The organism is Marinobacter shunpengi, from assembly GCF_045449695.1.
Classification (GTDB): domain Bacteria; phylum Pseudomonadota; class Gammaproteobacteria; order Pseudomonadales; family Oleiphilaceae; genus Marinobacter.
Genome location: NZ_JBJJKZ010000022.1, coordinates 187,543 through 202,393, shown reverse-complemented (window position 1 = coordinate 202,393; position 14,851 = coordinate 187,543). Strand labels below are relative to the sequence as shown.

The window sequence follows — 14,851 nt, the reverse complement described above, 5'->3', positions numbered from 1 at the left end:
CGTTTCGTCTAGTCGCATGCCCAGGAGTCTGTGCGGTAGAAATCGCGCCGCGCAGACTCCTAGGGCCGGGCCACCCCGAACTGCATGGCGTGGGGTTCGCGGCGTTCCGCATCCCGGCACACCGACAGTACATAGGCCAGCACCGAGCGGGTTTCCCGGGGATCGATGACGCCGTCGTCCAGAAGTCGGGCGCTGGTGGTGAACACGTCCATCTGGCTCTCGAAGGTGTCGATGATCTTCTTCTCCATGGCCGCCAGCCGGTCGTGGTCCACTTCACCGGTCTTGCGCATCATCGCCGCCTCGGTGACGTTGGTCATGGTCTTCGCCGCCTGCTCGGCGCCCATCACGGCGGTCTTGGCGTTGGGCCAGGAGAAACAGAACCGGGGCGCGAACCCCCGGCCGCACATGCCGTAGTTCCCCGCCCCGAAAGACGCCCCACAGTAGATGGTCACCTGGGGTACGGTGGCGTTGGTCACCGCCTGGATCATCTTGGAGCCGTGCTTGATGATGCCGGCCTGCTCGTACTCCTTGCCCACCATGAAACCGGTGGTGTTGTTCAGGTACAGGATCGGCGTCTGGGACTGGCAGCAGGCCTGGATGAAATGGGTGGCCTTGGTGGCACCGGCCGGATCGATGGGGCCGTTGTTGGTGATGATGCCCACCGGCAGGCCCTCAATCTTCGCGTGGCCACACACGGTGGAAGAACCGTAGTTGGCACCGAATTCCAGGAAGTAGGAGTCGTCCACAATGCGGGCGATCACCTCCTTCATGTCCACCGGGCGCTTGTAGTCCATGGGCATGATGCCCAGCAGTTCCTCCTGATCGTAACGGGGCGGCTGGAAGCTACGGGATCCCAGTGGAGGCAGGTCGCCGTCCCAGTCCAGCTGGGCCACCACTTCCCGCACCATGCGCAGGGCGTCGCGGTCGTCTTCCGCCAGGTAGTCCCCCAGCCCGGAGATACTGGTGTGCATCTCGGCACCGCCCAGTTCTTCCTCGGTGGCGATCTCGCCGGTGGCGGCCTTCAGCAGCGGCGGCCCCGCCAGGAACGCCCGGGAACGGTCCCGCACCATGATGATGTAGTCCGACAGGCCGGTCTGGTAGGCGCCACCGGCGGTGGAAGAGCCGTGGGTGACAGTGACCACCGGCAGGCCCGCCGCCGACAGGCGGGTCAGGTTGGCGAACAGGGTGCCGCCGTGGATGAACTGGTCCACCTTGTAGTTGAGCAGGTTGGCGCCGGCGCTTTCCACCAGTTGCACATAGGGCAGCTTGTTCTTCAGGGCCAGTTCCTGCACCCGTAGCTGTTTTTCCAGGCCCATGGCCTGCAGGGCGCCGGCGTCGATGCCCGAGTCATTGGCGGAGATCATCACCCGCACGCCGGACACGTAGCCGATACCCGCCACCACGCCGCCACCAGGCACGCTCTTGTCCGGATCCGGGTTGTCCAGGCCATAGCCGGCCAGGGTGGACAGTTCCAGGAACGGCGCGCCCGGGTCCAGCACCAGGGCAAGGCGCTCCCGGGGCAGCAACTGGCCCCGCTTCTCGAAGCGCTCCTTGGAGGCCTCGGACTTGGCACGGGTACGGTTCTCCAGTTCGCGGATACGATCCAGCAGGGTGCTCATGCCCTGCTGGTTCTCGCGAAAGGCATCGCTGCCGGCGGATATCTTGGACTCGATGACGGCCATAGGATTGGTGTTCCAGTGTCGTGGATTTCTTCTTTCAACATAAATTTGATCAAGCGATTGGTCAATACTAGAATCAGAAAAAAACCAACGATGGAAACCGCCCTATGATCAAGCTGTACCACTGCGCGAGTGCCCGCTCCTTCCGCGCCCTCTGGGCCCTGGAGGAACTGGGCCTGGACTACGAGCTGCACATGCTGCCGTTCCCGCCCCGGGTGTTCAAAAAGGACTACCTGGACATCAACCCCCTGGGCACCATCCCCGCCATGTTCGATGGCGATACCTTCATGACGGAGTCGTCCGCCATTGCCCAGTACCTCACGGACCGTTACGGCAATGGCCGCCTGGGCGTGCCAGTGGACGATTCACGTTACGGCAGATATCTGAACTGGCTGCATTTCGGGGAAGCCACCCTGACCTTTCCCCAGACGCTGGTGCTGCGCTATACGCGACTGGAGCCGGAGGAACGGCGGGTGCCCCAGGTGGCGGAGGACTACAAAAAGTGGTTCCTGGGTCGCCTGCGGGCAGTGGAGGCTTCACTGGAAAAAACTTCGCCCTGGATTCTCGGAGAGACCTTCACCGCCGCCGACATCTCGGTGGCCTATGCCCTGTTGCTGGCGGAAAACCTGAACATGGATGAGGAATTCGGTCCCAACACCCGGGCCTACTGGCAGCGCATCCAGCAGCGGGAAGCCTTCAAGAGGGCGTTGGAGAGCCAGGAGGAAGCGGCAACGGCGCAGGGTATTTCCTGAGCCATGCGAAGCCGGGGCGAAGCATCGCCCCGGGTGCCGGCTCAGCGTACATCAGGCGGGGGTGGCGGTCGGTTCCAGTTCCGCCAGGAATTCCAGGATGGCATCGTTGAAGGCGTCGTTCTGGTCGCCGGACACCATATGCCCCGCACCGCCAACATCCATGGCCCGGCCATTGGGCATCAGCTCCAGGAAGTCCTTCACGCCTTCATCACTGACCACATCACTCATCTTGCCACGGACCAGCAGCGTGGGAGCCTGAAGCCGCCTGGCGGCCGTGCGCAGGCGCTCAACATTCTTTGACGCCCCCGGCGTCCGGTCGCCGCCCATGAAGGCCGGATCCCAGTGCCAGTACAGGCGATTGTCTTCACCCACCCTGAGGTTCTTGCGCAGACCTTCGCCGGAGCCGGAGCTGGGCTTGCGGTGCGGGTTGTAGGCGCTCACGGCGGCGACCACCTCTTCAATCGAGTCGAAACCGTCCAGGTGTGCCAGCATGAAATCCCGTATCCGCTGGATGCCGGCCTTCTCGGCCTGGGGCACGATATCCACCAGCACCAGCCCCCTGACGTCGAGGTCCGGGCTCTCACCGGCCGCCAGCAGTGAGCTGATGCCGCCGAGGGAGGCGCCCACCAGTACGGGTGGCTGAGACAGGTCCGCCAGGATGCCATGGACATCTTCTACAAAGCGGTCGATGGTGTAGTCCCCCTCCGGGCACCACTCACTCTCGCCGTGGCCGCGCATGTCCACGTTGATCGCCCGGTAGCCGTTACCCGCCAGGATGCGGGTCAGTTCACCCCAGGAATGGCGGGTCTGGCCGCCACCGTGCAGCAGGACAACGGGCTGATCATCCGGGTCGCCCGCCACATCGGCAGCCAGCTTCAGCCCCGAGGCGCCGTTCAGGTAAAGTCGTTCCATTGTGGTTCTCCGGTATGGCTCTCCATGCGGTCGTTAGCCGACATGGGGTCATCAACATAGGCGCGCTTATCGAGCGCTTGCTACCAATGTGCTGATGATGCCCCAAGTGCGCCCGGAAATTCCAGTTAGTTTTGCAACTATCTGTTTCTGATCCGTACCCGGCGGTATCAGACCAGCCCCCAGTCGCGGGCCTGTTGGGCTGGCACTGGAATCTCCAGTTCAAGCAGTACCTGGGAATAGGTTTTACCCTGGGGATCCATATGGAGCGAACTGACGCCGCCGCCATCCAGGGACTCCGCCAGCAGGAAATTGATGCCATGGATACCCGGCAACGGATAGGCGGTGACTTCTCCCTGGGTGAGCCCGCTGAAGCAGGCCTTGACCCGCTCTGGCGTCAGGGCGGCCCGGATCACGTCAAAGTAACGGGCGTCGCGGGCGATCACGCCGATATTGGCGTAGTTGCCCTTGTCACCGCTGCGGGCCACCGCCAGGTCCATCAGCGGAACCGATAGGGTGCCTTCTTCCGGCAACGCCGGTGCTTCATGAGAGTCCGCTGGTTGCGGCTGCCCCTGCCCTTTCAGGCAGGCCTGTGGCAGGTGGACCGGTTCGCCCCCCACTTTCACCGTTACCGGCACCTGATCCTTGTCGATCAGGCCTGAGAACAGGCTGACCACGGGGCTGGGGCGTGGACGGCCCGGCGTCACCCCGGTAACCGCCGGCGACATGGACAGGGCCGCGCCCACAAATTCCTTGGAGAAGAGTTCGACGCCTTCCTTGCGCGGGTGATGCACGCCCAGGCGTAACACCACCTCCCGCGCCTGCCGGGCTTCGGGCCGGGCGTGGTCGCCGAACATGGATTCCGCGCCGATCACCTGCAGATCGGACTTGCTGAACGGTGGCAGTCCTTCCTCCTCCAGCATGGCGGCGGCACGGTTGCGGATGGCCTCCCCCATGCGCCGGGCCTTGGCCGCGGCCTCCCGTCCGACAATCACGAAACTGCCAATGCAGGTGAAACCGCCCATATAGGTGGCGCTGACCTTGTACTGGCCGGTGGGCTCCCGGCCCCGGGCGCCCCGGATCAGCACCCGGTTATCGCCGGCCTGTTCCATGGTGACCCGGGTGAAATCACAGATCACATCCGGCAGCACGTAGCTGTGGGCGTCGCCAATCTCGTACAGCATCTGCTCGCCGGCGGTGAGGACCGACACCAGCCCGCCGGTCTCCGGGGGCTTGGTCAGCACGAAACTGCCATCCGCCGACACTTCCGCAATGGGGAAACCGGTGTTCTCCCAGCCGGCCTCGGTATCGTGCCAGTCGGTGAAGTTGCCGCCGCTGGTCTGGGCACCGCATTCGATCAGGTGACCGACCAGCCCGCCAGCGGCCAGGTGATCGTAGTCTTCCGGCTTCCATCCAAATTCATGGATAAGCGGCCCTACCGCCAGGGCGCTGTCCACACAGCGACCGGTGACCACGATATCGGCGCCGGCATCCAGCGCGGCAGCGATGGGAAAGGCCCCCAGGTAGGCATTGACGCTCATGACCTTGTCGGGCATCGCCTCACCCGTTTCCATTTCCCGCAGATCTTTCTCCCGCAGTTCGTCGGCCCGGTCGAGCAGGTTGTCCCCTTCCACGGTGCCGATCTTCAGGGTAACGCCGGCCTCTTCCGCCACCGCTTCCAGTGCCCGGCGACAGGCCTCCAGGTTGACCCCGCCGGCATTGGCAATGACCTTGATGCGCTTGTCGGCGATGTCCTTCATCCAGGGTTTCATCACCCGGTCGATGAAGTCGGTGGCATAGCCCCCCTCCGGGTCCTTGGAGCGGGCTTTGGCGAGGATCGACATGGTGATTTCGGCAAGGTAATCGAGCATCAGGTAGTCGATATCACCGTGCTGGATCAGTTGCTTCGGCCCCAGGGCGGTATCGCCCCAGTAGCCCGAGGCACCGCCGATTTTAATAACCTTGTCCGTCATGAAAGACTCCGCTGGGTGATTCGATTCTGCTACAGGCCAAGCTGCCGCGTGGCCAGGTCGCGCATGATTTCCTCGGCACCGCCGCCGATGGCGTTGACCCGCACTTCCCGGTAGATGCGCTCGGATTTGGGCCCGCGCAGGTAGCCGGCGCCACCGAGGGTCTGCACCGCTTCCCGGGCACAGTACTCCATGGTCAGGGTGCTCTGGTTCTTGAGCAGGCAGACGTCCGCCACCGGGTTATCCCCCTGCTCAATACGCCAGGCCAGCTTTTCCAGGTAGGCCTGGCTGGCCTCGATCTTCATGACCATATCCGCCAGCTTGTGGCGCACCACCTGGTGTTCGATCAGTGCCTGGCCGAAGGTCTGGCGCTGGCGGGCGTATTCCACCACCTCGTCATAGCAGGCCCGGGCAAACCCGATGCAGCCGGCGGCCATGAAGATGCGCTCGAAGTTGAAGTTGTTCATGATCATCTTCGAGCCCTGATTCTCCTCCCCCAGCAGGTTGCCTGCCGGTACCCGGCAGTCGTCGAAGTAGAGGGTGGCCGTATCCGAACACCACCAGCCCATCTTGCGGTCCAGGGGGGTACGGGTGAAGCCCGGGGTGTCCCGGTCGATGACCAGCAGGGAGATGCCCTTGTGGCCCGCCTCGCCGGTGCGCACCGCCACCGTGTAGGTGTCCGCCCGCATGCCGGAGGTGATAAAGGTCTTGGAGCCGTTGACCACGTAATGGTCACCGTCCCGTTTCGCCGTGGTCTTCAGGGCCGCCACGTCGGAACCGCCGCCGGGCTCTGTGATGGCCAAGGCGCTGATGGCCTCGCCGGCGTAGATGGGCGGCAGCACCCGCTGCTTGAGGTCTTCGGAGCCGTACTTCACGATCGGGGGCGTGCCGATACCGTGGCTCATCAGGCTGGCGGACAGCCCCCCACAACCGGCTCGCGCCAGTTCCTGGGCGGCAATGATCATGTAGAACAGGTCCGCCTCGACACCACCGTATTCCTCCGGATAGCCCAGGGGGATCAGGCCGATGTCCGCGGCCTTTTTGTAGAGTTCCCTGGGAAAGGTGCCGGCCTCATCCCATTCGGTCACCCAGGGCTCGATCTCGTTGCGGACAAAGGCACGGACCGAATCCCGGAAGGCCTCGTGCTCGGCGGTGTAGAACGGACTGCTGGTGGTCATGGATCTTCCTCGGTTGTCGCGGTTCGGGGGTTACTGGTACTGCTTGCGCAGCTCCCGTTTGAGCACCTTGCCGGTGGCGGTACGGGGCAGTTCGTCCAGCACCACCAGGTGTTTCGGGACCTTGAAGCGGGCCAGGTGTTCGCCGCAGTAGGACTGGATCTCCTCCAGGGTGGGATCGTCGCCCTCCTCCGGCACGATCAGTGCCATGGGCACCTCGCCCCATTTCTCATCCGGCACACCGATCACCGCCACGTCCCGTACTTTCGGGTGGCGATAGAGCACCTGCTCCACCTGGGTGGGATAGACGTTCTCGCCGCCGGAGATGAGCATGTCCTTCTTGCGGTCGACGATGTAGTAGAAGCCCTCGTCGTCCTGGCGGGCCAGGTCACCACTGTGGAACCAGCCGTTGCGCCAGTCCTCGGCGGTGGCGTCGGGACGGTTCCAGTATTCCCGGAACATGCTGGGCCCACGCAGCACCAGTTCGCCGGTTTCCCCCGGCGCCACGTCGTTGTCGTTCTCGTCCACGATGCGCATCTGCACATGGATCAGCGGTTTGCCCACGGAGCCGTTCTTGCGTACGGCGTTTTCATTGTTGAGCACACAGGCGGAGGCGCAGGTCTCGGTCATGCCAAAACCTTCCAGGAACTGGAAGCCCCGCTTCTGGAAGAACTCGATCACCGGGATGGGACAGGGCGCACCGCCGGACAGCAGCACCTTGAGGTGTGAAAGGTCGTAGTCGTCGAAAGCCTTGTGCTGGCTGAGCATCAGCCACATGGCCGGCAGCACGAACAGGGTGGTGATGCGCTCACGCTCCAGTGCCTTGAGCAGGGTGTCCGGCTCAAACTGGGGCTGCAACACGATGCGGGCCCCGCAATACAGCATTGGCAGCGTGTAAATGGCCAGCCCGCCGATATGGAACAGCGGCGCCACGGTCAGGGTGCTGTCGTCGGTATTGAAGGCCAACGGGCTCATCTGGGTGTTGATGGCAATCCAGGTGGGATTGGCGTGGGTCAGCAGGGCACCCTTGGGTTTCCCGGTGGTGCCGGAGGTGTACATCATCATCAGCGGGTCGTCCTGGCCCACCAGGGTATCCGGGTCGGTGGTGTCCGCGGCCGCCAGGCTCTCTCGGTAATCGGGATCACCATCGGCACCCGTCACGCCGTCACCGCACTCGCCGTTAACGGCAATGGCATGCTTCAGGGTGGTGGTGCCGCGGATCGGCTCCAGCAGCGGCAGCAGGCGGGCGTGGTAGACAATCACCGACGCCTCGGCATCGTTGATGATGAATTCCAGTTCCTTCGGACTGAGCCGGAAGTTCAGCGGTACCGCAATGGCCCCCAGCTTGGCGCAGGCAAAGAAGACTTCCAGGAAGGCCGTGCTGTTGATCATCAGCAGCGCCACCCGGCTGCCCTTGGTGACGCCCTTTGCCGACAGCAGGTTGGCGGCACGGTTCACCCGCACATCGAGATCGGCATAGGTGACCCGGTCGTCGCCATAGATCAGGGCTTCGGTGTCGGGGCGGTACCAGGCGTGGTAGCGCAGCCAGTCACCAATGCCACCCAGGTAGTGGGAGGTGAGGCTGGGGTCGTTCTGTTGGTCTTGTTGTGAACTCATGGTGCACCTCTGATCGTCGTGTGAGCAGCCGGGGTGTGCCGTCAGACCATAGCAGTCGTCTGCCATGGCCTCTTGTGTGAACTGGCTGCCAGTGTCCGGCAGGCGCTGGCGGCAGAGGCCGGCTCCTGGACATGGATTTGAAGCCGGCGGGAACCACTGACGATTTCCCGGGGCGGCAACCCATAGATCCTGCGGATGGAATGGCTGAAATGGGTCGAATCCGGGTAGCCGGTTTCCAGGGCGATATCGGTCAGTGTGGCGGAAGACCGGACGTGGTAGAGCAGACTGCGGGCCCGGCGCCAGGCCCGGTACTTGCGCAGGCAGATACCGGTCTGTTCCTTGAACAGGTGCAGGAAGCGGGACTGGGACAGCCCCTCTTCCCTGGCCAGGGTCGCGGCACTGCGGCTATCGTCGCTGTGGTGGCACAAGTGGTCCACCACCCGGCCGACCCGCGGGTCCAGGTCACCGGGAGGCAGGCGCCGACCGAACAGCAGATTATCGAACGCCCCATCCCCCAGCCGGGTATCAGGTGAAAGCCGGCGAAATCGCCTGCCCCCTCCCAGGATACGGTTACGCAAGGCCGTCGCGTCTTCCTTCAGGCGCTGACGGATATGGGAGCCGACGGCATCAATGTCGGTGTATTCCGGCTCCACCATGATGATGGCCAGCTGTCGGTCCCGGGTGCGGACCCTGTGGGGCGTATAGGGAGGCACCCAGCAGACCTGGTGTCGCTGCCACCCATTCCCGAGGTCCACCTCCATCGGGGTCTGCTCGGCCACGTAAAGGGTCGCGCAACCGAAGTTGCGCAGCCCGGGTCTGCCCAACAGGCCGAAATAAAACACCCGGTGATCGCTGATCAGCATCACCCGGGGCGAGTCACCCAGTCGGGATTCCGTGGTCCGGGCGGGGGTAAAACTCATTGCGTTACCCTCCTGTCTGTTGTTTTCCAAAGACTAGACCTAACACTTGGTCAAATTCAAGATTCACCGCTAGAATAATTTGACCGAATGATTGGTCTCATGCCTGAATAGATCCCAGACCAAGCCCGGAAACCTGCCCCGACGCCCCCTCAAGACAGCGTACGGAAGGCAATAAACCAACAACAATCAACCGGGAAAACGGGCCCGGTTTCCCCCAATGGAGGGCAGCATGCGTTACACCACCGAACACAAGAGCCTTTACGATTCCGTCAGCAAGTTCGTGGCGGACGAGATCAACCCCTATGTGGACCAGTGGGAGGAGGAAGGCATCTTCCCCGCCCGTGAGCTGTTCCGGAAGATGGGTGCCAAGGGCTTCCTGGGCATTACCAAGCCCGAGGCGTTTGGTGGCATGGGGCTCGACTGGAGCTACGACCTGGCCTTCTGCGAAGCCATGGGCGAGGTAAACTGCGGCTCCATTCCCATGGCGGTGGGTGTACAGACCAATATGGCCACACCGGCCCTGGCCAAGGTTGGCTCCGATGAGCTGCGGCGGGAGTTCCTGGCACCGGCCATTGCCGGCGACTACGTGGCCTGTATCGGTGTTTCCGAACCCGGCGCCGGCTCCGATGTGGCCTCCATCAGGACCATCGCCCGCAAGGACGGCGACGACTACATCATCAATGGCGGCAAGATGTGGATCACCAACGGCACCCAGGCGGATTTCATGTGCCTGCTGGCCAACACCGGTGATGGCCCGGTGCACAAGAACAAGTCGCTGATCGTGCTGCCCATGGACACGCCGGGCATTACCGTCGCCCGCAAGCTGGATAAACTGGGCATGCGTAGCTCCGATACCGCGCAGATTTTCTTCGAGGATGTGCGGGTGCCCCAGCGCTATCGCATCGGCGAGGAAGGCCTCGGGTTTATCTATCAGATGCAGCAGTTCCAGGAGGAGCGGCTGTGGGGCTCCGCCAGCACCCTGCGGACTCTGGAGCGCTGCATCGAGGACGTGGCCGAGTACACCCGCCAGCGCATTGCCTTCGGCAAACCGCTGCTGCACAACCAGACCATCCACTTCCGCCTGGCCGAGCTGCAGACCGAGGTGGAACTGCTGCGTTCACTGGTGTACCGGACCACGGAGGGCTACATCAACGGCGAGGACATGACCCGCCTGGCCTCCATGGCCAAGCTGAAGGCCGGACGGCTGTGCCGGGAGGTCACCGATGCCTGCCTGCAATACTACGGCGGCATGGGCTTCATGAATGAAACCCTGATCACCCGGCTCTACCGGGACCTGCGGTTGGTGTCCATCGGCGGGGGTGCCGACGAGGTGATGCTGGGCATCCTCAGCAAGTTCATGGGCACCCATCCGGGCGACCAGTAGGCCGCTGGTAGCGCCGGGGTCAGCCCCGGCCCCCGGTGGCTAGGATCATAACCCGATCCGTCAGGTCGTCCAGCGACAGGCCACCGCCGGCCCGGAACCAGGTGGGCGTCCAGTGCATGGCACCGGCCAGCAGCTTGCGCAGGATATCCGGCTCCATGGTCAGCATGCCCTCGGCCTGGGCCTCTTGAAGCACGCCCAGCCAGATGCCCTCGTATTCTTCCCGCAGTTTGAGGATATCCGCCTTGGCATCATCGGACAGGTTGCGCCACTCCCCCACCATCACGCTCCAGGCCTCGCCGGTTTCGCCGTTGGTGGCGTAGAGTTCCACCGCAATCAGGGTGCGCAGTTTGGCCTCCAGGCTATCACTCTGCTCCAGCGCCCGTTTCATGCGAGTCAGGTTGAGGATGATGCTCTCCTCCATCACCGTGCGCAGGATCTCATCCTTGCTGCGGTAATGATGGAAGATGCTGCCGGGCAGTATGCCAGTCTCGCGGCCGATGTCGCGGACCGTGGTCTGCAGGTAACCCTTGTGCCGGAACAGACTGGCCGCGGTATTGAGCACGACACCCCGGGGGCTTTTGGGATCGGTGATGCTGCCGTTTTCTATCAGCTCGTTGCGGATTTCTTCACTGAATACCAAGGGTCCGGCTCTCTCTGAGACTGTGGGGATCGGGTCGCATTCTATAGCATGTCCCGCGTTTCGGGCCACCGGAGTGCGGCAATCAGTCAGCACCGGTATGCCTTACCAAGAGTGTAGACCAAACGCTTGCTCAAATCCCGGGCGTCCGCTAGATTGATCAAAACAAGAACAACAGCCAAGGACCAGCGGAGCACTTCCATGCCAGAACAACACCCTGCCCCAACCCCTGAAATGAACATGATCGACCGGGTCTGCGCCGGCGACATCCTCACCCGTGCCGCCGACCTGTACCCGGACAACATCGCTATGGTGGACGACGGCCGCACCCTGACCTACCGGGAGTTCGAGGATCAGGCCAACCGCGTAGCCCACAGCCTCCTTGGCCTGGGTCTGCAAGCCGGCGAGCCGGTGGGCGTGCTGGCCCGTAACTGCCTGGAGCTGATGGTGACCTACATCGCCTGCGCCAGGGCCAACCTGGTGTTCGCACCGGTCAACCTGGGCCTGAAACCCCATGAGATCGCCTACTGCCTGAAGGACTGCAACACCCGAGTCCTGATCGTGGAGGAGGCCCTGATGGAAGCCGGTCAGTCTTTGCCGGAGCAGTTGCCGGCGCTCGAATGTCTGTACTGGACAGGAACCAGCCCCCATGAAGCCGGTGGTCAGACCTGGCAGCCGTTCCAGGCCCTGATTGACAGTGCCAGCGACCAGCCGGTGGAAGTGGTGGTGGGCGACCGCGACCCGGTCCAGTTGCTCTACACCAGCGGCACCACCGCCAATCCCAAGGGCGTGGTGACCAGTCACCTGGCCGTCACCATGGCTGCCATGGCCAATATCATCGCCAACCGCCTGCCCCCCGAGCAGGCCATGCTCTGCCAGTTGCCGCTGTTTCACTGCACGGCGGTCAACTGCCTGGCGCTGCCCACCTTCATGATGGGTGGCAAGCTGGTGATGGCCAAAGGCTTCGACGCCCGGGAATGCGCGCGGCTGATTGAGGAGCACCGGATCTACATGCTGGTGTTCCTGCCCATGATGTTCAACGAAGTGCTGTCGGACCCGGAAGCCAGCCAGCGGGACTTTTCGTCGGTGCGCCGCGCCCTCTACGCCATGGCGCCCATTGCCGAAAACAAGCTGCAGGGCATCCACGATGCCTTCCCCAACGCTGACGTGATCCTGGGTTCCGGCCAGACCGAATTCACCCCGGCCACCTGTCTGATCCGCCCCGAGCACCAGTGGAGCAAGGCCGGCTCCTGGGGCACCGCCACCCCGCTGACCCGGGTGGCGATCATGGATGACCACGGCCGCCTGCTGCCACCGGGGGAAACCGGCGAGATCGTCTATCGGGGTCCGCAGGTGATGACCCAGTACCTGAACCAGCCGGAGAAGACCGAAGAATCCTTCAAATACGGCTGGTTCCACAGTGGCGATATTGCCTCCATCGACGAGGACGGCGCCATCTGGTTCACCGACCGTAAGAAGGATCTGATCAAGACCGGGGGCGAGAACGTGGCCTCACTGGATGTGGAACGCTGCCTGATGGGTCACCCGAAAGTGGCGGAAGCGGCGGTGATCGGCGTCCCCCACGAACGCTGGGGCGAGGCCATCACCGCCAGCGTGATCCTGATGCCGGGCAAGGAGGCGACCGAAGGAGAACTGATCGAGTACTGCCGGGAACACCTGGCCGGGTTCAAGGTGCCCAAGGCCATCGTGATCGTGGACGAGTTTCCCCGCACCGGCACCGGCAAGATCCAGAAGCATGTGATCCGCAAGGGGATGGAGGATTTCTTCTCCTGAGGGCAGGTGCCCCCGGGAGATATCTCCCGGGGGTGACGTTACCTAGCGCGCCATACCATAGAATTCGGCATTGGGGCGCATGGCCGTATGGGCTGCCAGCCGGTTAGACATGGCAAACAGCCCGGTAATCGCCCCGATATCCCAGATCTCATCCTGGCTGAAGCCGGCCTGCTCCAGCGTTCGGATATCCCCTTCCCCTACCAGCCAGGGCGTCTGGGCCAGTTTGACCGCGTAGTCCAGCATCGCCCGCTGTCGCTCACTGATCTCCGCTTCCCGGTAATTGGCACCGATCTGGTCCGACAGCCACGGCTGTTTCGAGCGGATGCGCAGGAAAGCCCCATGGGACACCATGCAGTAGAGGCACTGGTTGGCGCTGCTGGTCGCCACCACAATCATCTCCCGCTCCACGCGACTCAACCCCTCATCGGACTCCATCAGATCATCATGCATGGCCAGGAAGGCCCGCAACTGGTTGGGACGATGGGCATGGCCCAGGAAGACATTGGGAATGAAGCCCATCTTTTCCTGCAGGGTTTCGATGCGTGTTCGAAGATCCTCCGGCAAAGTGGAAAGATCGGGGATCGGAAATCGGGAGATGGGCGGTTGCTCGGGCATGGAAAGGACTCCGCTATATGGACCAGACTCCAGAATAACAGGGTCTGCTCTGACAGCTCTTGTGATAACTGGCTAGTGAGGGAACGCGATCGATCCGACACAAAGCAAAAGAGATCACGGGCCGATAGGCCTCGCTTCAAGCAATCCATTGCCAGCAACATTATGGATCACGAGAGAGTCATAGCCACGGTAGTTTCCGTCTCTGGCCTCGTCAGTCAGCCAGATGAGCCAGTCCTCATGGCCATCATTGTCTACGTCTGCCCTGGCCACCACCTCAAGCTGGATGTACCAGTCATCAGATTCCAACGTGACAGTGTTGTCGTCCACCTGGACAGGTAACTCGCCCGATATCTCGGCAAGCGTATGATAATGATTGGACGCTGGCCCCAGTGATGATCGGAAGCTGCGCAGATCAAGCCTATTGCGTAGCACCTCTCCTGCTGGGACATCAGGACGGTACTTCTGCTGCACCGGCTCAGCAGACTTTAGGGCTTGCAAGGTATCGCAGACTCTGTAGTTCGCCAACTGACTGCGATTCTCAACACCTTCCAAAACATCGGCTTTTCCCCGGAGTTCCAAATACTCCCGGCAGCTGTGCGCAGTTGCCCCATCGCTAAACTGGAGCTCAGGGCGAGGCTCCGTCATGACTTCGTCATAGTTGTGCAGCTCTCGGGTAAACGCTCCAAAGTCATCTCCGCCAGTATCTGTTCCGCTTGCTGAGCATGCTGATACCAATAACAGGGTTGTTAAACCAACGACACTTGTCCTCATGGCAAAATCCTTTCCAGTAGATCTGCTTCCTTATTCCGCCTGGTCGGATAGGCATCCTTGAAGTCCCGGAGTTCTTCTACGGTGCGCTTCCAATCCTGAGAAGTCACCGCATCCCAAAAACCCGGTGTTTTAATATTCAACCCAGTCCCATATTGGAAAGCCACCGAAGCGATTACCGTTTGAGCCTCTTCGGGAAGAGTAGAAAATGCAACTTTATTCTTGTTGTTTGGCGCTCCAGCGTACAAGCTCTGCAATTGACGGACTTGACCAGCCTTTACGGCTCTGTCGATAACCTCCGCCTCCATCGGTGTGATGGTCAGAGGATTATTCGCCAGAAATCTGCCTGCTTGAACACTTTTTATCGAAAGGTAGGGTTTGAGCTTCGTGATCAAAGACTGGGACAGTCCAAGGCGTTGAAGGTCAGCTTCATTCCTTTGGCCAAGATCAAATCCCGTCGCGACGGTAACACCACTGTTACTACCACCGGGATTTGGAACATAGGCCCTTAATACACGCCCACCTTCAAGATCACTAATGAAAGAGTAATCAATATTTAACGACATCCTGCAAACCTCTCCTTGGCCAATAAATCCTATTGATGTAGCAAGCGAACAAGCCCTGCAATCCC

At 62.1% G+C, this 14,851-nt stretch carries 13 protein-coding genes; 3 read left to right on the top strand and 10 right to left on the bottom strand.

The annotated features are described in order from the left end of the window. Positions 1-59: 59 nt before the first annotated feature. Positions 60-1,682 (bottom strand): acyl-CoA carboxylase subunit beta, encoded by a 1,623-nt coding sequence (locus ACJO2E_RS19440; protein ID WP_406966047.1) that lies wholly within the window; start codon positions 1,680-1,682, stop codon positions 60-62. Between the two features lie 104 nt (positions 1,683-1,786). Between ACJO2E_RS19440 and ACJO2E_RS19435 the strand changes: the two genes are divergently transcribed. Then, on the top strand, positions 1,787-2,431 hold the full coding sequence (locus ACJO2E_RS19435; protein ID WP_406966046.1) for a glutathione S-transferase family protein: 645 nt from the start codon (positions 1,787-1,789) through the stop codon (positions 2,429-2,431). A 51-nt stretch (positions 2,432-2,482) separates the two neighbouring features. Here ACJO2E_RS19435 and ACJO2E_RS19430 read toward each other — a convergent pair whose 3' ends face one another. From ACJO2E_RS19430 to ACJO2E_RS19410, 5 genes are all read right to left on the bottom strand, one after another. After that, positions 2,483-3,343, bottom strand: coding sequence for an alpha/beta fold hydrolase (locus tag ACJO2E_RS19430; protein WP_406966044.1), 861 nt, complete (start codon positions 3,341-3,343; stop codon positions 2,483-2,485). 167 nt (positions 3,344-3,510) lie between these two features. Next, complete coding sequence (locus tag ACJO2E_RS19425; RefSeq protein ID WP_406966043.1) at positions 3,511-5,313, bottom strand: acyclic terpene utilization AtuA family protein; 1,803 nt, start codon at positions 5,311-5,313, stop codon at positions 3,511-3,513. 29 nt (positions 5,314-5,342) lie between these two features. Continuing rightward, positions 5,343-6,488 carry an acyl-CoA dehydrogenase family protein gene (locus tag ACJO2E_RS19420; RefSeq protein WP_406966042.1) on the bottom strand — a complete coding sequence of 382 codons (1,146 nt, stop codon included), beginning with the start codon at positions 6,486-6,488 and terminating at the stop codon, positions 5,343-5,345. A gap of 30 nt (positions 6,489-6,518) precedes the next feature. Further along, a complete protein-coding gene (gene menE, locus ACJO2E_RS19415) occupies positions 6,519-8,102 on the bottom strand; it encodes an o-succinylbenzoate--CoA ligase (RefSeq protein WP_406966041.1) in 1,584 nt (527 codons plus the stop codon). A gap of 41 nt (positions 8,103-8,143) precedes the next feature. After that, on the bottom strand, positions 8,144-9,022 hold the full coding sequence (locus ACJO2E_RS19410; protein ID WP_406966040.1) for a helix-turn-helix transcriptional regulator: 879 nt from the start codon (positions 9,020-9,022) through the stop codon (positions 8,144-8,146). 229 nt (positions 9,023-9,251) lie between these two features. Between ACJO2E_RS19410 and ACJO2E_RS19405 the strand changes: the two genes are divergently transcribed. Next, positions 9,252-10,406, top strand: a complete 1,155-nt coding sequence (locus ACJO2E_RS19405) for an acyl-CoA dehydrogenase family protein (RefSeq protein ID WP_406966039.1) — start codon at positions 9,252-9,254, stop codon at positions 10,404-10,406. 19 nt (positions 10,407-10,425) lie between these two features. Here ACJO2E_RS19405 and ACJO2E_RS19400 read toward each other — a convergent pair whose 3' ends face one another. After that, positions 10,426-11,046 (bottom strand): TetR/AcrR family transcriptional regulator, encoded by a 621-nt coding sequence (locus tag ACJO2E_RS19400; RefSeq protein WP_406966038.1) that lies wholly within the window; start codon positions 11,044-11,046, stop codon positions 10,426-10,428. A gap of 198 nt (positions 11,047-11,244) precedes the next feature. Here ACJO2E_RS19400 and ACJO2E_RS19395 point away from each other — a divergent pair, with 198 nt between their 5' ends. After that, positions 11,245-12,837, top strand: coding sequence for a class I adenylate-forming enzyme family protein (locus tag ACJO2E_RS19395; RefSeq protein ID WP_406966036.1), 1,593 nt, complete (start codon positions 11,245-11,247; stop codon positions 12,835-12,837). A gap of 42 nt (positions 12,838-12,879) precedes the next feature. Here the strand turns inward: ACJO2E_RS19395 and ACJO2E_RS19390 are convergent, their stop codons facing one another. The 3 genes from ACJO2E_RS19390 to ACJO2E_RS19380 form a co-directional block, all read right to left on the bottom strand. Further along, on the bottom strand, positions 12,880-13,452 hold the full coding sequence (locus ACJO2E_RS19390; RefSeq protein WP_406966035.1) for a peroxidase-related enzyme: 573 nt from the start codon (positions 13,450-13,452) through the stop codon (positions 12,880-12,882). 114 nt (positions 13,453-13,566) lie between these two features. Then, entirely contained in the window at positions 13,567-14,223 is a 657-nt protein-coding gene (locus ACJO2E_RS19385) for a hypothetical protein (protein WP_406966034.1), read from the bottom strand. After that, positions 14,220-14,786, bottom strand: coding sequence for a pesticin C-terminus-like muramidase (locus ACJO2E_RS19380; RefSeq protein WP_406966032.1), 567 nt, complete (start codon positions 14,784-14,786; stop codon positions 14,220-14,222). The genes ACJO2E_RS19385 and ACJO2E_RS19380 overlap by 4 nt, the downstream gene beginning before the upstream one ends. Positions 14,787-14,851: the final 65 nt, after the last annotated feature.